At 63.9% G+C, this 17,805-nt stretch carries 17 protein-coding genes; 10 read left to right on the top strand and 7 right to left on the bottom strand.

Annotation, left to right across the window (positions count from 1 at the left end):
* Window positions 1–140: 140 nt before the first annotated feature.
* Both NHH73_16170 and NHH73_16165 read right to left on the bottom strand, forming a co-directional pair.
* Entirely contained in the window at window positions 141–1,031 is an 891-nt protein-coding gene (locus NHH73_16170; GenBank protein ID USX24165.1) for a LysR substrate-binding domain-containing protein, read from the bottom strand.
* Between the two features lie 29 nt (window positions 1,032–1,060).
* Complete coding sequence (locus tag NHH73_16165) at window positions 1,061–1,945, bottom strand: N-acetylmuramic acid 6-phosphate etherase (protein ID USX24164.1); 885 nt, start codon at window positions 1,943–1,945, stop codon at window positions 1,061–1,063.
* A 213-nt stretch (window positions 1,946–2,158) separates the two neighbouring features.
* Here NHH73_16165 and NHH73_16160 point away from each other — a divergent pair, with 213 nt between their 5' ends.
* The 8 genes from NHH73_16160 to NHH73_16125 all read left to right on the top strand — a co-directional run bounded on the left by NHH73_16160 (window position 2,159) and on the right by NHH73_16125 (window position 9,946).
* The gene (locus NHH73_16160; GenBank protein USX24163.1) at window positions 2,159–3,394 is read left to right on the top strand and encodes a D-amino acid dehydrogenase; all 1,236 of its coding nucleotides are present in this window, start codon (window positions 2,159–2,161) and stop codon (window positions 3,392–3,394) included.
* A 232-nt stretch (window positions 3,395–3,626) separates the two neighbouring features.
* Window positions 3,627–4,244 (top strand): PRC-barrel domain-containing protein, encoded by a 618-nt coding sequence (locus NHH73_16155; protein USX24162.1) that lies wholly within the window; start codon window positions 3,627–3,629, stop codon window positions 4,242–4,244.
* 200 nt (window positions 4,245–4,444) lie between these two features.
* Window positions 4,445–5,875 (top strand): circularly permuted type 2 ATP-grasp protein, encoded by a 1,431-nt coding sequence (locus NHH73_16150; protein ID USX24161.1) that lies wholly within the window; start codon window positions 4,445–4,447, stop codon window positions 5,873–5,875.
* Window positions 5,876–5,884: 9 nt separating this feature from the next.
* Window positions 5,885–6,838 (top strand): alpha-E domain-containing protein, encoded by a 954-nt coding sequence (locus NHH73_16145; GenBank protein USX24160.1) that lies wholly within the window; start codon window positions 5,885–5,887, stop codon window positions 6,836–6,838.
* A 15-nt stretch (window positions 6,839–6,853) separates the two neighbouring features.
* Window positions 6,854–7,657: a transglutaminase family protein gene (locus NHH73_16140; GenBank protein USX24159.1), complete on the top strand. Its 804-nt coding sequence runs from the start codon at window positions 6,854–6,856 to the stop codon at window positions 7,655–7,657.
* 46 nt (window positions 7,658–7,703) lie between these two features.
* Window positions 7,704–8,576 carry a proteasome-type protease gene (locus tag NHH73_16135; protein USX24158.1) on the top strand — a complete coding sequence of 291 codons (873 nt, stop codon included), beginning with the start codon at window positions 7,704–7,706 and terminating at the stop codon, window positions 8,574–8,576.
* A gap of 115 nt (window positions 8,577–8,691) precedes the next feature.
* Complete coding sequence (locus NHH73_16130) at window positions 8,692–9,102, top strand: Hpt domain-containing protein (protein ID USX24157.1); 411 nt, start codon at window positions 8,692–8,694, stop codon at window positions 9,100–9,102.
* Between the two features lie 439 nt (window positions 9,103–9,541).
* Window positions 9,542–9,946 (top strand): hypothetical protein, encoded by a 405-nt coding sequence (locus NHH73_16125; GenBank protein ID USX24156.1) that lies wholly within the window; start codon window positions 9,542–9,544, stop codon window positions 9,944–9,946.
* A 102-nt stretch (window positions 9,947–10,048) separates the two neighbouring features.
* On the opposite strand, the gene NHH73_16120 is transcribed toward NHH73_16125, so the two are convergent.
* Window positions 10,049–11,629: a TIGR03013 family PEP-CTERM/XrtA system glycosyltransferase gene (locus NHH73_16120; GenBank protein ID USX24155.1), complete on the bottom strand. Its 1,581-nt coding sequence runs from the start codon at window positions 11,627–11,629 to the stop codon at window positions 10,049–10,051.
* Between the two features lie 218 nt (window positions 11,630–11,847).
* Here NHH73_16120 and nadB point away from each other — a divergent pair, with 218 nt between their 5' ends.
* Together nadB and NHH73_16110 are read left to right on the top strand one after the other, a co-directional pair.
* Window positions 11,848–13,461, top strand: coding sequence for an L-aspartate oxidase (nadB, locus tag NHH73_16115; protein ID USX24154.1), 1,614 nt, complete (start codon window positions 11,848–11,850; stop codon window positions 13,459–13,461).
* 10 nt (window positions 13,462–13,471) lie between these two features.
* Entirely contained in the window at window positions 13,472–14,014 is a 543-nt protein-coding gene (locus tag NHH73_16110; GenBank protein USX24153.1) for a GNAT family N-acetyltransferase, read from the top strand.
* Here NHH73_16110 and NHH73_16105 read toward each other — a convergent pair.
* From NHH73_16105 to nadA, 4 genes are all read right to left on the bottom strand, one after another.
* Entirely contained in the window at window positions 14,001–14,753 is a 753-nt protein-coding gene (locus NHH73_16105; protein USX24152.1) for a transporter substrate-binding domain-containing protein, read from the bottom strand. The two genes, NHH73_16110 and NHH73_16105, sit on opposite strands and share 14 nt — an antisense overlap.
* A 137-nt stretch (window positions 14,754–14,890) precedes the next feature.
* Window positions 14,891–15,679, bottom strand: a complete 789-nt coding sequence (locus tag NHH73_16100; protein ID USX24151.1) for a PEP-CTERM sorting domain-containing protein — start codon at window positions 15,677–15,679, stop codon at window positions 14,891–14,893.
* A 100-nt stretch (window positions 15,680–15,779) separates the two neighbouring features.
* Window positions 15,780–16,646, bottom strand: coding sequence for a carboxylating nicotinate-nucleotide diphosphorylase (gene nadC / locus NHH73_16095; GenBank protein ID USX29636.1), 867 nt, complete (start codon window positions 16,644–16,646; stop codon window positions 15,780–15,782).
* On the bottom strand, window positions 16,646–17,791 hold the full coding sequence (gene nadA, locus NHH73_16090; GenBank protein ID USX24150.1) for a quinolinate synthase NadA: 1,146 nt from the start codon (window positions 17,789–17,791) through the stop codon (window positions 16,646–16,648). Before nadA ends, nadC begins: the two co-directional genes overlap by 1 nt.
* Window positions 17,792–17,805 lie beyond the last annotated feature (14 nt).

The following is a 17,805-nucleotide window of genomic DNA, read 5'->3' as shown; positions in this document are numbered from 1 at the left end:
TTTGTCGCCATCCAATGAAAATAGCTTTTGAGGTTATAACTTTTAGTCATAAAGTGAGCGGCGCAGAAGGAGGATGCCAGCCGGGCTCCATTTGCGGAATGGCATTTGTATCATTTTTGCCACGGAGTAAAGAATAAAGTCTATTCGAGCAGCGTCCTCGCGGCCGTCGCAATGCTGTCAGCCAAGCGGCGTGCGCCGTGCGACAGCGGCGCGTGGGCTGGCGTCAATAGATATAGCGGGATCGGAATGGCGGGCGACCAGGGACGGCTTTGCAGCCGGCCGCGTCCCGAGGCGGCGGTGAACGGGTCGACCACCGCCATGCCACCGCCCGCCTCCACCAGCGAGCGGGCGATCTGGTAGGTTTGCACCACGGTGTGGACCGAGGGCGCGATGCCTTGCGCCTCGCAGGCGGCCTCCACTTGCGCGCCCAGCGGATCGTTGTCGGTGTAGCCGATCAGCTCGCCTTTCAGGCCGCAGGCCGACAGCGGCTCGCCCTCTTCCGCCGCCGACCAGGTGCCCGGCGGCGCGATCACCGTCATTACCCCTTGCGCGATCGGTTCGGCGATGATGCCGGGATGGCGCGGGTCCTGCAACGACAGGCCAAGATCGGCCTCGCCGAGGCGCAGCGTGTTGATGATCTCGCTGGTGTGGTGCGTCGCCAGCTCGCAGCGGGTGTCGGCGAAGGCGCGGCGCCATTCGCTCATCGCCTGCGGCAAGACGCTGACGGCGATCGTCGGCGTGGCCACCAGGCGGATGGTCTCCACGGTGCGGCTTTTGAGGCTGGCGGCGAGGCGGCGGATGCCTTGCAGTTCGTGGTGCAGCTTTTCGGTTTCGGCGAACAGGCGGTGCGCCTCCGGCTTCGGATACAGCTTGCCGCGCACCCGCTCGAACAGCGGCATGCCCAGTTGCAGCTCGCAATGCTGCAGCACCTTGGTGACGGCCGGCTGGGAAATGTGCAGCACTTGCGCCGCGCCGCTGATGGTGCCGACTTGCATGATCGCGTGGAAAACTTCTATGTGCCGTAACCGCATGGTCCCTCTTTCAATAACGCATCTTCGCGTTACTGTAGCAGGAGTGCGGCGCGTACACTGCCCGCGCTGCGGTCGAGCAAGGCCTGCGCCTGCGGTATCGATAGTTCCTTGAGCAAGGCCACGATGGCGACTTTGACGTGAAAGCCGCATTGGGCCAGGGCCGCCCGGGCGCGGGCCTCGTCGGCGCCGGTGGCGTGCATCGTCAGCGCCACGGCGCGCTGGACCAGCTTGGAGTTGCTCGGCTTCATATCGACCATCAGGTTGCCGTAGACCTTGTGCAGGCGGACCATGATGGCGCTGGAAATGGTGTTGAGCACGATTTTTTGCGAGGTGCCGGCCTTTAGACGCGTGCTGCCGGAGATGATTTCCGGGCCGGTATCGAGCGTGATGCCGATTCCGGCGCGCAGGACCAGCGGCGCGTCCGGATTGTTGGCGATGCCGACGGTGAGCGCCTCGCTGGCGCGGGCGGCCTCCAGCGCGCCGAGCACGTACGGCGTGGCGCCCGAGGCGGCCAGCAGCAGCACCACATCCTTCGGTCCCGGCCGCAGCGCCGCGAGATCCGCGCCACCCTGGCCGGCGTCATCCTCGGCGCCCTCGACCGCCTGGAACATGGCGCCCTTGCCGCCGGCCAGCAGCGACAGCGCGCGCTCGTGCGGCCAAGAAAAGGTAGGGTGCAGTTCGACGCCGTCGAGCACGCCGAGCCGGCCCGAGGTGCCGGCGCCCACGTAGATCAGGCGCCCGCCGGAGGCGATGCGGGGCACGGCCGCCTCGACGACGGCACAGATCTGCCCCGCCGCCTGGCGGACCGCGGCGATGGCATTGAGCTGGTCGGCAATCAGCGTGTCGACCAGGTCGGGCACCGGATACTGGTCCAGGCCGGCATGTTCCTGGCTGGGAATTTCGGTTCTGAGCATCGTCATGCCTCGATGGGTTTGATACCGTGAGTGTAATCGCCAAACGCGGGCTTGAGGCATGAAACGTTGCCGGACGCGCATTCCATAAGGTTATGGAGCCAGCGCCGGTTTTCATTGGTAGCGGCGGACGGGGCGCGCTATTCTGGGCCGCATCCGGTCCGGCTTGCGGCCGGCTATCGGAATAATGTTGTTGTCATCGGGAGACAGTGAACGATGAGCGAGATCGTCGTCATCGGCGGTGGCGTGGTCGGCCTGACGTCGGCCTGGTGGTTGGCCGAGGCCGGCTTTCAGGTGCGCCTGGTCGAGCGCGAGGCGCAAGTCGGCAGCATGGCCAGCTACCGCAATGGCGGTCAGCTCAGCTATCGCTACGTGGCGCCGCTGGCCGACGCCGGGGTGCCGCTGAAGGCGCTGCAGTGGCTGTTCCAGCCGGACGGGCCGCTACGGCTCCGTCTGGAGGCCGACCCGAGACAATGGCGCTGGTTCCTGCAATTCCTGCGCAACTGCAATGCCGACGCCAACCGCCGCACCACCGCCACCTTGCTGCAATTGGGCGAACTGAGCCGCAACGCGATGGCCGAATTGTCGCCGGTGCTGCCGCCTTCCGAGTTCGCCTGGCGCGACGCCGGCAAGCTGGTCGTCTATCGCAACCGCGCCCTGTTCGAGCGCGCGGCCGGCGCGGCCGCCGCCGATGCCGAGGTCTTGTCGCCGGCCGCCGCCGTGGCGCGCGAACCGGCGCTGGCGGCGTTGCAAAGCGTGCTGGCTGGCGGCATCTTCAACCCGGGCGAGGCGGTGGCCGACTGCCACGCGTTCTGCCTGGCGCTGGAGCTGCGCCTGCGGGCACACCCGAACTTCCTCGGCGTCACGCATGCCGATGTGCACGCCTTGACGGTCGACGGCGGCCGGGTGTCCGGACTCGACACCTCGATCGGCCCCATCGGCGGCGATCATTATGTGCTTGCGGCCGGCATCGACAGCCGCGATCTGGCGGGCCGCGCCGGCATCTATTTACCCCTTTATCCGCTGAAAGGCTACAGCCTGACGGCGCCGATACGCGCGGTCGACCACGCGCCGGAAATCAGCGTGACCGACTTCGAGCGCAAGGTGCTGTACGCGCGCATCGGCGGGCGCCTGCGGGTGGCGGCCATGGTCGATCTGGTCGGCGCCAGGCTCGCCATCGAGGAGCGCCGCGTGCACGGCCTGATGCGGCTGGCGAAGGAAGCCATGCCGGGCGCTGCCGACTACGGCAACGTCGAAACGTGGGCCGGCCTGCGTCCGGCCACTCCGGGCGGCGCGCCCATCATCGGCGCCACGCGCTACGGCAACTTGTGGCTCAACGTCGGCCACGGCCCGCTCGGTTTCACGTTCGCCTGCGGCAGCGCCAAACTGCTGGCGGGCGCGCTGCGCGGCGAACCCCTGCCGTTCCCTCTTGATGGCCTCGGTTCCACGTAGGGCGGATTAGGCGCAGCCGTAATCCGCCAATGCATGAGCCGTCGAAACGCATGCATGGCGGATTACGCTGCGCCAATCCGCCCTGCATAGTCCTTATGTTCTCCAGTAACTCATCCCCGTCCTACATCGACACCGCACGCGCACCTATACCTCTACCGTCGCGCTGGACGCATGATGAGCCTTGTTCCCGCGGCATGAATGACGGGATTTGTTCAACCACTTGGAGACCATCATGAGCTACCTCGACCGCGACACCTATGGCATCTACAACGACCTCGATAACGACCTCGACGTCAACAGCGGCCCCGGCCCCCGCCTGATGGGCGCAGACACCCTGATCGGCGAGGATGTCTACAACCGCCAGGAAGAAGACCTGGGCGATATCAAGGAAATCATGCTCGACATGCGCCAAGGCAAAGTCGCCTACGCGGTGCTTTCCTTCGGCGGCTGGCTCGGCATGGGCGACAAGCTGTTTGCCGTGCCTTGGGAAGCCCTGCAACTGGACACCGTCAACAAACGCTTCCTGCTGGACGTGTCGAAAGACCACCTGAAAAACGCGCCGGGCTTCGACAAGGATAACTGGCCCGACATGGCCAGCGCCGAGTTCAGCACCCAGCTGCACAACTTCTACGGCACCCAGCAAGGCGCCCTCGGCACCCGCACCGCCAGCGGCAGCGTGATGGGCGCTGGAAGCTCCAGCCTGCAGAGCGATCCCGGCTACGGCAGCCAGAGTGGCCTTGGCAGCGAAACCGGCATCGGCAGCCAATCGCAGACCGGCCTCGGCAGCCAGACCGGCAACCAGACCGGTTCCGGCTACGGTAGCACCGGCTCGGGCAGCGGCAACCTGTAATTGTTGAGGGGACAGCACGATTGCATTCTGTCCAACACAATTCTCAGCGCCAAGGTATGCTTCGTAGCGTGCCTTGGCGTTTTGCGTCCTTATTCTCCATCGTGTAGTTATCCCAAGTGTGTAAACGCACCAATATCGGGCATTTCCTCTGGCACACTTCTTGATAGAAGATAAAGGCACTCCACAGAGGAACGTTCGATATGGCAAAATTTTTCAACGAAATGACCGCTGATGGCCTGGCACACCACGCCAGCGCCGAGGTACGTGAACACTATCGCGAGTTTTGCGGCTGGCTCCAGCGCCAGTCGGCCGAAACCATCGAGCGCAAGCGGGCCGAGGCCGATTTGACCTTCCGCCGCGTCGGTATCACCTTCGCCGTGTACGGCGACGACGCCGGCACCGAGCGGTTGATCCCCTTCGACACTATTCCCCGCATCATCCCCGCCGCCGAGTGGAAAAAGATGGAAGCCGGCCTGGTTCAGCGCGTCAAAGCGCTGAACATGTTCATTCACGATATCTATCACGACCAGAACATCATCAAGGCCGGCCTGATTCCCGCCGAGCAGATCTACAAAAACGCCCAGTACCGCCCGGAGATGCAAGGCATCAACGTGGCGTCGGACATTTACGCGCACATCGCCGGGGTCGACATCGTGCGCGCCGGCGCCGGCGAGTTCTACGTGCTGGAGGACAATCTGCGCGTGCCTTCGGGCGTCTCCTATATGCTGGAAGACCGCAAAATGATGATGCGGCTGTTCCCGGAATTGTTCGCGCGCAACAAAATCGCACCGGTCGACCACTATCCGGACATGCTGCTCGACAATCTGCGCTCGGTCGCGCCGATGGGCATCAACGATCCGACGGTGGTGGTGATGACGCCGGGCATGTACAACTCGGCCTATTTCGAGCATGCCTTCCTGGCCCAGCAAATGGGCGTGGAGCTGGTCGAGGGCAAGGATTTGTTCGTCAGCGATAACACCGTGTTCATGCGCACCACGCGCGGACCGAAGCGTGTCGACGTGATTTACCGCCGCCTGGACGATGATTTCCTCGATCCGCTGGCGTTCCGTCCCGATTCCTCGCTCGGCGTGCCGGGCCTGCTGTCGGTGTACCGCGCCGGCCGCGTGACCCTGGCCAACGCCATCGGCACCGGCGTGGCCGACGACAAGTCGATTTATCCTTTCGTGCCGGATATGATCAAGTTTTACCTGTCCGAGGAACCGGTGCTCAACAACGTGCCGACCTACCAGTGCCGCAAAAAAGAGGATCTGGACTATACGCTGGCCAATCTGGGCGAGCTGGTGGTCAAGGAGGTGCACGGCGCCGGCGGCTACGGCATGCTGGTCGGCCCGGCGTCGACCAAGGCGCAGATAGAGGACTTCCGCCAGCGCCTGCTGGCCAAGCCGGACGGCTACATCGCCCAACCGACCCTGGCCCTGTCAGCCTGCCCCACCTATGTCGAGAACGGCATCGCGCCGCGCCACATCGACCTGCGTCCGTTCGTGCTGTCGGGTAAAACCATTTCGATGGTGCCCGGCGGCCTGACCCGGGTGGCATTGCAGGAAGGCTCGCTGGTGGTGAACTCGTCGCAAGGCGGCGGCACCAAAGACACCTGGATACTGGAACGTTAAGGAGACACCATGTTAAGCCGTACCGCAGATCACCTGTTCTGGATGGCGCGCTATACCGAGCGCGCCGAAAACACCGCCCGCATGCTCGACGTCAACGTGCAGACGTCGATGCTGCCGCAGTCCGACGAGGACAACGCCCACGGCTGGCGCGCCATGCTTGGCATTTCCGAGCTGCAAGCCGCCTACGACGCCAAGCACAAGACGCTGGAGGCGCGCGAGGTCATCGATTTCATGGTGCGCGACCCCGACAACTCCTCGTCGATCGTCGCCTGCCTGACCGAGGCGCGCGAGAACGCCCGCGCCGTGCGCGGCACCTTGACCACCGAGGTGTGGGAAATCCAGAACCAGACCTGGCTCGACATGCAGAAGCGCCTCGACAGCGATCTGCTGGAGGACGATCCGAGCAAGTTCTTCGAATGGGTCAAGTTCCGCTCGCACCTGTCGCGCGGGGTGACCGTCGGCACCATGCTGCGCGACGAGGCCGTCCATTTCATCCGTCTCGGCACCTTCCTCGAGCGGGCCGACAACACGGCGCGCATCCTGGATGTCAAGTTCCACGGCGGCGGCGCCGAGGCCACCCGCAGCGAGGCGATGAGCCAGCACGATTTCTACTACTGGGGCGCCCTGCTGCGCTCGGTATCGGGCTTCGAGATTTACCGCAAGGTGTACCGCGACGTGATCACGCCGGCCCGCATCGCCGAACTGCTGATGCTGCGTGGCGACATGCCGCGCTCGCTGCTGGCCTGTATGGACGAAGTGGTGCAAAACCTGGCCGAGGTGCGCAACGATGTGTCGGCCGATACCGAACGCCTGGCCGGCCGGCTGCGCGCCGCGCTGCAATTCAGCAATATCGACGATATCCTGGAGGCCGGCCTGCACGAGACGCTGACCCGCTTCCTGGCCGACATCAACCAACTGGGCGACCGCGTCAGCCGCGATTTCCTGGTGCCGCTGGCGGCTTGAGGGAGCGACTGATCCATGCAACTGAATATTCGGCATGAAACGCGCTACACCTACACCACGCCCCTGGCCTACACCATCCAGCAGCTGCACCTGACGCCGCGCAAGGAGCCGCAGCAGCATGTGATGTCGTGGAATATCGCGATGCCCGGCCATGTGCACGCCTACACGGACGCCTACGGCAACCTGTCGCACATGATGACGATGGCCACGCCGCACCACGGCCTGACCATCACCGCCGCCGGCGTGATCCAGACCGAGATGCCGCTCAAGGGACGGGTGCCGAACGGCGACACGCTGTCGCCGTTGATTTTCACGGTGCCCACGCGCCTGACCGAGGCCACGCCGGGCATCCTGGAACTGGCCGCCTCCTGCCTGCCGGACGGCCGGGCGCAGAGCAAGGACCTGCTTTCGCTGGCCGAGCACATCTTTGGTGCGGTCCGGTATCAAAGCGGTGCGACCGTCGTCACCACCACCGCCAGCGACGCGTTGGCGCTGGGCCAGGGCGTGTGCCAGGACCATGCCCACCTGTTCCTGGCCTGCTGCCATGCGCACGGCATTCCGGCGCGCTACGTGTCGGGCTATATCGATCCCGAAGACACCAGCCACGCGGCCAGCCATGCCTGGGTCGACGCCTGGGCCGAGGACAAGGATTATGTGGGCTGGATCAGCATCGACGTCACGCACGCGCGCCTGATGACCGACGCCTATTGCCGCCTGGCTATCGGGCGCGATTACGATGCGGCGGCGCCGGTGCGCGGCGTGCGGCGCGGCGGCGGCCAGGAATCGATGGAAGTCGACGTGAAAATTGGTGCCAGGTAATTACCAGGTGTAAAATAGTCGTACTTATATTCAATACTTTACGACGATGACTTATTGTGTGGGCATGCGCCTCGACGCCGGGCTGGTGTTTTTATCGGACTCGCGCACCAACGCCGGGGTGGACCAGGTCGGCACGTTCCGCAAGATGAGCGTGTTCGAGGTCCCGGGCGACCGCATGATGGTCATGATGACCGCCGGGAATTTGTCGATTTCGCAATCCATACGCCAGCTAGTGTCGGAGCGTGCCACCGCCGACGGCCACAGCCTGTGGGACGCGCCCAATATGTACGAGGCCGCGCGCATCCTCGGCGACGCGGTGCGCCGGGTGCACGAGCGCGACGCCAAGTCCCTGGCCGGCTTTGGCATCGACTTCAACGTCAGCATTATTTTCGGCGGGCAGATCAAGGGCGAGCGCTGCCGCCTGTTCCAGATCTACTCGGCCGGCAATTTCATCGAGTCGCACGATGAAAACACCTATTTCCAGATCGGCGAGGCCAAGTACGGAAAACCGATCATCGACCGCGTGGTCACGCCGGCCACCAGCCTGGACGATGCCGCCAAATGCGCGCTGATTTCGATGGATTCGACCTTGCGCTCCAACGTCTCGGTCGGCCTGCCGCTCGATCTGCTGGTCTATGATACCGACGCGCTGGCCGTCACGCATTTCGTCACCATCGACGAGCGCAACCAGTATTTCCAGATGATCCGCAACACTTGGGGCGACCAGCTCAAACGCGTGTTCGAAAGCCTCGACAATCCGGTGTGGAACGCGGCGCGCGAAGCCACCAACAACGTACTGCACGCAACCAAGACGGGCGGCAAGCCGGTGCGCGTCGCGCCGCCGGCCGGCACCGCGCCGGTTGCGCCGGCGGCGCCGTTACAGACGCTGGCGCAGCAATTTAACAACGGACAACAATAGGGTGTTGATCTTGCTTAAATGTCGTTTGAGTAAGCGAAGCGAAGTTCGGGCAATCTGTCAGGCAACATCAGCGCTCAGTGTATTATTAGTCAATTAATGTCGTTTGGAGTGCCGCATGTCTGAAACCAGTACGTCAGGACCCGAAGAGAATGTATTCTCGGTTGCCACGCTGCTCAAATACATGGGCAACGACGACAAGGCGCTGGCGATCGTCTCCAAAATCGTGCGCGACGCTTGCGCGCCGGGTCTGGCCCCGTTCGACCAGGCGCGCGCGGCGCTCCAGGAAGAGCGTCTGGTCGACGCCGGCAAGATTTTCCATAGCCTGCGCGGTTCCATCGGCACGCTGGGGGCGAAGCGCCTGGTGGCGTCGTCGCTCAAGCTTGAGCAGGCGATCGCCGAACGCCAAAGCGGGCTTATCCCTCCTCTGTTCGCCGAGCTCGAGTCCGAATATCAGCTGGTGCTGCGGCAAGCCGGGGATTGGCTGCTGCTTAACGCTCCCCACGACGACAACACAACACGGGCATAACGCCTGCGGCCGCGTACCGGCGGCCTCATACCGGCGTGCTCGTCGGCTCTGCCCGGCTGCCACACTAAATCTCACGATATAGCTCAACAACTGTAACGAACGCTCATGTTGCAGTGCACACTGTTATGCTCGATTCCGGGGTTTCGCGCCCTGCTAACGAATGGTTACAATTGTTACCCTCGTTGGGGACTTGCAATCCGACGTGCGAAAGTGTTCATGTTAATATCGCCACCATTCGATATCGCTGGCGCTAACACCTAGTTGCGCCGGACGTGCGACACAGATTTCGACGATATCGTAAGCTAACGGACAAGGTTCCGTCGTCTGCGTACTATTGCGTAAGAGACAATTTGCCGGGATGCAAGTATAATGCTGCAATGCGTCTTAAATGGCGATTACCAAGGGTAACTAATATATGGATTTATTCAACAAGTCAGGTGTGTTGGTATCATCGGTTCTGGTTCTGGTCGGAGCGTTGATCGCCTGCCAGGCGCAGGAAGGTACCGTACCCGCCTCGACCGTGATTGAAGCCGCCGCGATGCAAATCGGTCCGCAGGGCCAACCAGCGGCGGAGCGACGTTTGCAAGAGTGGGCAGACCAGGGTTCCGCTGTCGCCCAGCGCGAACTGGCATTGCGGTATTTGTCCAACCCGGCCAAGCGCAGCGAAGCGATCGCCTTGTTCGAGCGCGCCGCCAGCGCCGGCGATGCCCAGGCGGCAGTCGGCCTGGTCGGCATGGCGCGCGAAGCGGGCGACGGCATGGGTGGCGTCGCCGCCGCCAACGCGGCGCGCACCGCCGGCCGCGTGATCAAGGAAGCGACCAGCGTCAACTACGCGCCGCGCTAAGGTTTTCCCTTACCACAGTTCAAAGCTCGTCATTAGCGCCATCAAACCGCGGCACCCCAGGTGCGGCGGTTTTTTTTTTGGGCTGGCGCCGAGCATCCGCTTTCAGGCCTTGGTATCCAGCTGGGCGATATACCAGCGCAGCGCCTGGTCCAGGCCGCGCCGCAGGTCGTGGGTCGGCACATAGCCGAGCAGACTTGACGCCTTCGAGATGTCCGCCTGCGAGTGGCGCACGTCGCCGGCGCGGAATTCGCCATAGGTGGGCTGGTAGTCGCGCAGATGTGGGTAACGCTCGACCAGCAAGCCATGCAATGTCAGATACAGCTCGTTCAGACTGGTGCGCGCATTGAGCGCGACGTTGTAGACCTGATTGACGGCAGCCGGCTTGTCGGTCAGGGCCGCCAGCAGATTGCGCACGGCGTCATCGACCGAGGCGCCGTAGCCGTGGCGCACCTGCGCCAGGCCGGTGATGCCCGGCTTGATGCCGTGACGCACATTGTAATAGGCGATCTCCTGGCACAGCTGCTCGACGAAGTAGGCGCGCTCCGGGCGCGGACCGACAAAGCTCATCTCGCCCTTGAACACATTGAGCATCTGCGGCAACTCGTCGATGCGCAGCTTGCGAGTCCAGCGGCCCACCGCCGTCACGCGCGGATCGTCCTGCGAGGCCCATTTCGGCTTGCCGTCCAGCTCCGCGTCGACCCGCATGCTGCGGAACTTCAGCACCTTGAACGGCCGGTTGTCGCGGCCGACCCGCTCCTGCTGGTAGAACACCGGCCCGCCATCCTCGAGCTTGATCGCCAGCGCCGTCAGCAGCATCACCGGCAGCGCCGCCAGGCAAATCGCGCCGCTGGCCAGCAGGTCGAAGGCGCGCTTGACCGCCGCCCGCAGCGGGCTCTGGTCGAAGCCGCCGCCGAAGATCAAATAGCTCGGCTGCAGCGAATCGACGCGGATCTGGCACGCCTCGCGCTCGAAGAAACTAGCGGCGTCGGTCACGCGCACGCCGCCCAGCGCGCACTCGAGCAGCTGGCGCACCGGGAAAGCGCCATTGCGGCGGTCGCCCACCGAGACGATGATCTCGTCGGCGGCATGGCGCCGCGCCAGCGCCAGCAGCGACAGCTCCGGCGGCAGCAGCATCGTCAGCGGCACGCAGCGCAACTCGCCCTCGACCGGCACGCACCCAACCACCCGGAACTGGTGGAAACCGACGCCCGTGGTGGCCAGGTCCATGCACTCGCGCGCGGTGGCGCCGTCGCCGATGATGATCAAGCGCTTCTCCAGCATGCTCGACTGCGCCGACGTGAACACCAGCAGCCGCGCCAGCAGCACCGACGCGCCGCCGACAACGAACACCACGCTGCCGAGCCGCACGAACTGCGTGCCAGGCAGCAGTTGCGCCAGCAGGCTGAACAGGATAAAACCCAGCACGAACGACGGCAGGATGCGCACGAAAGTACTTTTGATGTCCTCGCGCGACTGGTTGTGCTGGTACATGCCGAGGGCGCCCATGCTAAACACCAGCACCACCGCGAACGCCAGCGCCGGCGGATACAGGCTGTCGGGTGCCGGGCCGCCCTGGCGCCACAACGGCGCGCTCGCGACGGCGGCGGTTAACAGGACCAGCAGCTCCAGCATCAGCAGCATGAAGGCCATTTTCGACACGTAATGATGAAATATCCTGATCACAATAAGCTCCCTGCCGCGCTGAGCGGCGGAGCTTTCATGATGGAGACAACCGCGTCGGTTCACCTTGCGCGGCCACAACCGCAAACCGGCGCCAGCGCAAACCGGGCGCGAAAAGGGGATAAACCTGGCCTAAAACCGGGGCAAAAGCCGGGGAATATGACGAAGATGTGACAAATAGTCTATAGTCATGCTTCCTTACAGCATTTCTACATGTGATCATGAAATTTGATGTTGCAATCGTCGGCAGCGGACTGGCCGGCCTCTCGGTCGCCCTGCACCTGGCCGAAACGCGCACAGTCGCGATTATCTCCAAACGCGCGCTCAAAGACGGCGCCAGCAACTGGGCGCAGGGCGGCATCGCCGCCGTGCTCGATTCCGGAGACAGCCACACCCAGCACATCGACGACACCCTGGTCGCCGGCGGCGGCCTGTGCGACGAAAGCGCCACGCGCTACATCGTCGAGCACGGCCGCGAGGCGATCGAATGGCTGATCGCGCAGGGCGTGCCGTTCACCCGCGACTCGTCGGCCGAACTGGGCTTCCACCTGACCCGCGAAGGCGGCCACAGCCAGCGCCGCATCATCCACGCGGCCGACGCCACCGGCCACGCGGTACAGGTCACGCTGGAGGAAAAAGTCCGCGCCCATCCGAACATCACCTTGTTCGAGCATCACTGCGCGATCGACCTGATCACCTCCGACAAGCTGCATCCGGTCAAAAAAGGCCATTCCCAGCCGAAATGCTACGGCTTGTACGTGCAGGACGAAAAATCCGGCCAGGTGCACACCTTCGCCGCCGAGCACACCGTCTTGGCCACTGGCGGCGCCGGCAAGGTCTACCTGTACACCACCAACCCGGACACGGCCAGCGGAGACGGCATCGCCATGGCCTGGCGCGCCGGCTGCCGCATCTCGAACATGGAGTTCATCCAGTTCCACCCGACCTGCCTGTACCACCCGTACGCCAAGTCGTTCCTGATCACCGAGGCGATCCGTGGCGAAGGCGGCCTGCTCAAGCTGCCGCCGGAAGCCGGCGCCGCCGCCGGCACCCGCTTCATGCTGGCCCACGACGAGCGCGCCGAGCTGGCGCCGCGCGACGTGGTCGCCCGGGCGATCGACTTCGAGATCAAAAAGCGCGGCCTCGACTACGTGCACCTGGACATCAGCCACAAGCCGGCCGCATTCCTGATCGAACACTTCCCGACGATCTACGCGCGCTGCCTGGAACTGGGCATCGACATCACCAAGCAGCCGATCCCGATCGTGCCGGCCGCGCACTACACCTGCGGCGGCGTGGTCACCGACCTGTTCGGCCGCACCGACCTGCCCGGCCTGTACGCCGTGGGCGAAACCGCCTGCACCGGCCTGCACGGCGCCAACCGCCTGGCCAGCAACTCGCTGCTCGAATGCGTGGTCATCGGCAGCGCCTGCGCGCGCGACATCGCCTCCAAGGAAAAAGGCGAAGTGCCCTACCTGCCCGACTGGGACGAAAGCCGGGTCACCGACGCCGACGAGGAAGTGGTGATTTCCCACAACTGGGACGAGCTGCGCCGCTTCATGTGGAACTACGTCGGCATTGTGCGCACCACCAAGCGTCTGGAGCGCGCGCAACACCGCATCGCGCTGCTGAAGGAAGAAATCGACGAGTATTACCGCAACTTCCGCATCACGCACGACCTGCTGGAGCTGCGCAACCTGGTCGACGTGGCCAACCTGATCGTCAACAGCGCGCTGCAGCGCCGCGAAAGCCGGGGCCTGCACTTCAGCCGCGACTATCCGGAAACCTTGCCGAAAGCGTTGCCGAGCATCCTGATGCCGCCGCGCCGCAACTAGGACGGGCGCCATGACGGTCACAGTACGCGCCGCCGCGCCCGCCGACATTGCCGCCATGGAAGCGCTGATCAAGCGCTCCGGCATCGAACTGAGCGAAGGTTTTTACACCGGCGAACAGGCGCGGGCGGTAACGCAATACGTGTTCGGCGTCGACACCCAGCTGGTGGCCGACCAAACCTACTTCCTCATCGAGCAGCACGGCAAGCTGGCGGCGTGCGGCGGCTGGAGCAAGCGCAGCACGCTGTTCGGCGCCGACCGCACCAAAAAAAGCGTGGACGCCCTGCTCGACCCGGCCACCGAACCGGCCCGCATCCGCGCCTTCTTCGTCGACCCGTCCGCCGCGCGCCAGGGCTTGGGCCGGCTGCTGCTGCAACACTGCACCGATGCCGCCGCCGAGGCCGGCTTTCACACCCTGGAACTGGCGGCCACCATGCCCGGCGTGCCGCTGTATCTGGCCTGCGGATTCGAGGAGATAGAACGCTTCGAGATCACCCTGCCCGGGCCGGTCCAAGTGCCGCTGACCCGCATGCGCAAGGCCATCAAGGCACGCTGACCAGGTGGCGCCGGGCCATGCGACGCAGTTCGCCGCTGCTCTTCAGTTCCGACAGCAACTGATCGAAGGCGCCGGCCAGCCCCTCGCCGATCGCGGTCTTGGGAAAGGCGAAATAGGCGTTCTGCGTATCGATCAGCGGGGCCACCGGCACCAGCTTGTCGGTCAAGCCCATGCGCTGTATCACCGGATCGGTGTCGCGCCGGTTGCTGGCGAACATATCCACATGGCCGTAGATCAGCATCATTAACCCGTTCTCGACGTTGTTGGCGACACTGATATTCAAGCCGGCCGCCGCGGCCGTGAACGCTTCCCCGTAACTCCAGCCATTGAGTGTGACGATGCGCTTGCCCTTGAGCGCGGCGTAGTCGCCGCCCCAGAACACCATGCCCTTGGCGCGCGAATAAAACGCCACCTGGTCCTGGAAAAACGGCTGTTCGGTAAAGCGCATGGTTTGCTCGCGCTCGGCGGATTTATAGGGACCGACCAGCACGTCGGCCAGGGCCATGCTGACGCGCTGCTGCGCGCGCCGCCAGGGATAGACTTCGAACTGCACGGCGCGGTCCAGTCGCCGGGCCAGCAGCCGCACCACCTCCACACCCAGCCCGGAAAATGCGCCATCGGCGTGACGCTCGTAGACGCCTTCGAAGCGCGTGCCGACCACCCGGAGCGGCGCTTTGTCGGCGCACAAAGCAAAATGCGGCAAAGCGCCGAGCGCGATGCCGCATGTGCCGAACAGCAAACGCCGTCGAACGAGAAAAGCTAACCGGTCTTTCTGAAACGCCGCGATCACGCGCAAGCAGCCTCCCTGCCGGACCATCCGGCACAAAATACCTTGTACTGGGGGATTCTAGCAGCTCATCGCGGCATCACCGCCATTTAAACCTTGGTGGATTTCTTGCGGCGGGCAACCCAGCCCATCATGCCCAGTCCCGCCAACATCATGGCGTAGGTTTCCGTTTCCGGAACTGGCAGCGCGACGGAACCGAAGCCGTCGATGTAGGCGTAGCCGGTGTGGCCGGTCGGCTGGCAGTCGGCGGCCAGCAGCGCCAACGTGAAGTCGTGGCCGGACAAGGACTGGTCGATGCTGAGTTGCTCAAGCTGCCAATACGGGGTATAGAAATACTCACCTTGGCTGAAGAAGCGGGAATCGACGCCGCCGCCGCCGTTGCCGGCATTATAAGTGCGGCTGATGACCAGTTGGCCGGTGGTGTTGTCGGTCAAGGTCAGGATCATCGCCGCCGATTCGTCCTCCGCATGGCCGCCATTCTCCAGCACGGCCTTCCAGGCGAAGTAGATACCGGTGTCGGTGTAGTTCTTGACTTGCTGGCTGATGACGGTAGCGAAACCGCCATAGGTGGTATCTTCCGCGCGATACGAATAGTCACCATGGATAACCGTCGTCCCGAGCAAGGCGCCAACGTTCGGATCGACGTAATTCTTGTCGATTACCTCGCCGCGCTCACCGCCGTCCGAGTGCAGCGCGCCACCGGCCAAGAAATCCGCCGGGCTGATGGAGGTGTTCAGGTTGTTGCCGCGATAGCCGCCGCCAGTGCTCCAACCACTGGTGGTACCGGACTCGAAGCCGCCATTGATGAAACTATCGGCCTGCGCCACACCGCTCAAACCCACCAACGCCATCATACCTACAATTTGCTTCAGACTCATAAACTAGCTCCCTGGTTAATAGTGGTAAAAAAACAAGGGAGATTATATTAGCTTTAAGTCATCTTTAACAATTGTATTATTTGCATATTTTTCAAATAATTTAATTGACAATTCGCAAAGAATAGTCTGTGGCGCGTATGTCTTTTGTCAAGCTTCCAATCGAGATGCGGTTGACGCCGGTTTCGGCGATGGCCCGCACGGTATCGAAGTTGATGCCGCCCGACGCCTCCAGCAACGCCCGTCCGGCATTGATGGTGACCGCCTCGCGCATCATCTCGTTGCTGAAGTTGTCCAGCAGGATGGACTCAGCGCCCGCCGCCAGCGCCTCGGCCAGCTCGTCCAGGTTCTCGACCTCGACCTGGATCGACACGCCCTTGTCCAGCCGCTTGGCCGCCAGCACCGCGTTGGTGATGCCGCCGGCCGCCGCGATATGGTTCTCCTTGATCAGGATGCCGTCATACAGGGCCAGGCGCTGGTTCTGCCCGCCACCGACGCGTACCGCGTATTTCTGCGCCAGGCGCAGCCCCGGCAAGGTCTTGCGGGTGTCCAGGATGGCCGCGCGGGTGCCGGCGATGACGTCGACGTATTTGCGGGTAGCGGTCGCCACGCCCGAGAGCAGTTGCAGGAAGTTCAGCGCCGCCCTTTCCGCCGTCAGCAGCGCGCGCGCCGGACCCTCGATCGTGCAGACCACGCTGTCGGCCTTCATCATGTCGCCCTCGGCGTACTGCCAGTCGATCTCGATGCCGGCCTGCATGCAGTTCATCACGCCCTCGAACCACGGCGCGCCGCACAACACCGCGTCCTCGCGCACGATCACGCGCGCGGTGGAGCGGCCGCCGTCCGGCACGAGCAAGCCGGTCAGGTCGCCGCTGCCCACGTCTTCCAGCAAGGCCGACAGAAGATTGGCCTCGAAGGCCGTTTTCAGCGCCTCGTCGAACGGCGCGAATTTATTCAACAAGGTACTCATCATGCGGGACCGATTCCTGAAAACAGTTGTGCTTCTTTGGCCAGGTCGGCGCCGGGCTGCACCCGGGCCTTTTTGGCCGCCGCGAAATCGAGCATGCGGTTGATCGACACCACCGCCTGGCGGCCGATCTCCGGATCGACATGGATCTCGTTGGTCGTGCTCGTTTCCATGTTTTCCAGCACGTCGGCCAGGTTTTGCAGCCCGTTCATCGCCATCCAAGGGCAATGCGCGCAGCTCTTGCAGGTGGCGCTGTTGCCGGCGGTCGGCGCCTCGATAAACAGCTTGCCGGGCGCGGCCGCGCGCATCTTGTGCAGGATGCCGTTGTCGGTGGCGACGATGAAGGTATCGGCGTCGGACTCGACGGCGGCGCTGATGATCTGCGTCGTCGAGCCGACCACATCGGCCAGCGCCACCACGTTGGCCGGCGATTCCGGATGCACCAGGATCTTGGCGTCCGGATATTGCGCCTTCAGCAGGTCCAGTTCGACGCCCTTGAACTCGTCGTGCACCAGGCACGAGCCCTGCCACAGCAGCATGTCGGCGCCGGTCTGCTTCTGGATGTAGGAACCCAGGTGACGGTCCGGCGCCCACAGGATTTTCTTGCCCTGCGCGTGCAGATGGGCCACGATGTCGAGGCCGATCGACGACGTCACCATCCAGTCGGCGCGCGCCTTGACGGCCGCGCTGGTGTTGGCGTACACCACCACCGTGCGGTCCGGATGGGCGTCGCAGAAGGCGGTGAACTCGTCGACCGGGCAACCCAGGTCGAGCGAACAGGTCGCGTCCAGGTCCGGCATCAGGATGCGCTTTTCCGGGCTGAGGATCTTGGCGGTCTCGCCCATGAAGCGCACGCCGGCCACGACCAGCGTCTTGGCCGGATGGTCGCGCCCGAAGCGCGCCATCTCCAGCGAATCGGAGACGCAGCCGCCGGTTTCCTCGGCCAGGTCTTGCAGGTCGCCGTCGACATAGTAGTGCGAGACGAGCACCGCCTCCTTCTCGACCAGCAGTTGCTTGATGCGGGCCTTGAGCGCGGTGCGCTGTTCGGGCGTCGGTGTCGCTGGCGTGCGCGCCCAGGCGTGGGCGGTGCAGCTGGCTCCGTCTTGAGGATGATCGTACTCGACGGATTTGATCTCTATGGTTTGCATGGTTCCGACGTGGC

This window comes from Oxalobacteraceae bacterium OTU3CINTB1 (assembly GCA_024123955.1).
Taxonomy (GTDB): Bacteria; Pseudomonadota; Gammaproteobacteria; order Burkholderiales; family Burkholderiaceae_D; genus Rugamonas.
The sequence above is the reverse complement of the archived record's forward strand: the minus strand, read 5'-3'. Positions and strand labels throughout refer to the sequence as shown.

Excerpts from the sequence above, each read along its gene's own strand:
- NHH73_16170 (USX24165.1), bottom strand. The coding sequence starts at position 1,031 with ATGCGGTTACGGCACATAGAAGTTTTCCACGCGATCATGCAAGTCGGC.
- NHH73_16165 (USX24164.1), bottom strand. The coding sequence starts at position 1,945 with ATGCTCAGAACCGAAATTCCCAGCCAGGAACATGCCGGCCTGGACCAG.
- NHH73_16160 (USX24163.1), top strand. The coding sequence starts at position 2,159 with ATGAGCGAGATCGTCGTCATCGGCGGTGGCGTGGTCGGCCTGACGTCG.
- NHH73_16155 (USX24162.1), top strand. The coding sequence starts at position 3,627 with ATGAGCTACCTCGACCGCGACACCTATGGCATCTACAACGACCTCGAT.
- NHH73_16150 (USX24161.1), top strand. The coding sequence starts at position 4,445 with ATGGCAAAATTTTTCAACGAAATGACCGCTGATGGCCTGGCACACCAC.
- NHH73_16145 (USX24160.1), top strand. The coding sequence starts at position 5,885 with ATGTTAAGCCGTACCGCAGATCACCTGTTCTGGATGGCGCGCTATACC.
- NHH73_16140 (USX24159.1), top strand. The coding sequence starts at position 6,854 with ATGCAACTGAATATTCGGCATGAAACGCGCTACACCTACACCACGCCC.
- NHH73_16135 (USX24158.1), top strand. The coding sequence starts at position 7,704 with ATGACTTATTGTGTGGGCATGCGCCTCGACGCCGGGCTGGTGTTTTTA.
- NHH73_16130 (USX24157.1), top strand. The coding sequence starts at position 8,692 with ATGTCTGAAACCAGTACGTCAGGACCCGAAGAGAATGTATTCTCGGTT.
- nadB (USX24154.1), top strand. The coding sequence starts at position 11,848 with ATGAAATTTGATGTTGCAATCGTCGGCAGCGGACTGGCCGGCCTCTCG.
- NHH73_16110 (USX24153.1), top strand. The coding sequence starts at position 13,472 with ATGACGGTCACAGTACGCGCCGCCGCGCCCGCCGACATTGCCGCCATG.
- NHH73_16100 (USX24151.1), bottom strand. The coding sequence starts at position 15,679 with ATGAGTCTGAAGCAAATTGTAGGTATGATGGCGTTGGTGGGTTTGAGC.
- nadC (USX29636.1), bottom strand. The coding sequence starts at position 16,646 with ATGAGTACCTTGTTGAATAAATTCGCGCCGTTCGACGAGGCGCTGAAA.
- nadA (USX24150.1), bottom strand. The coding sequence starts at position 17,791 with ATGCAAACCATAGAGATCAAATCCGTCGAGTACGATCATCCTCAAGAC.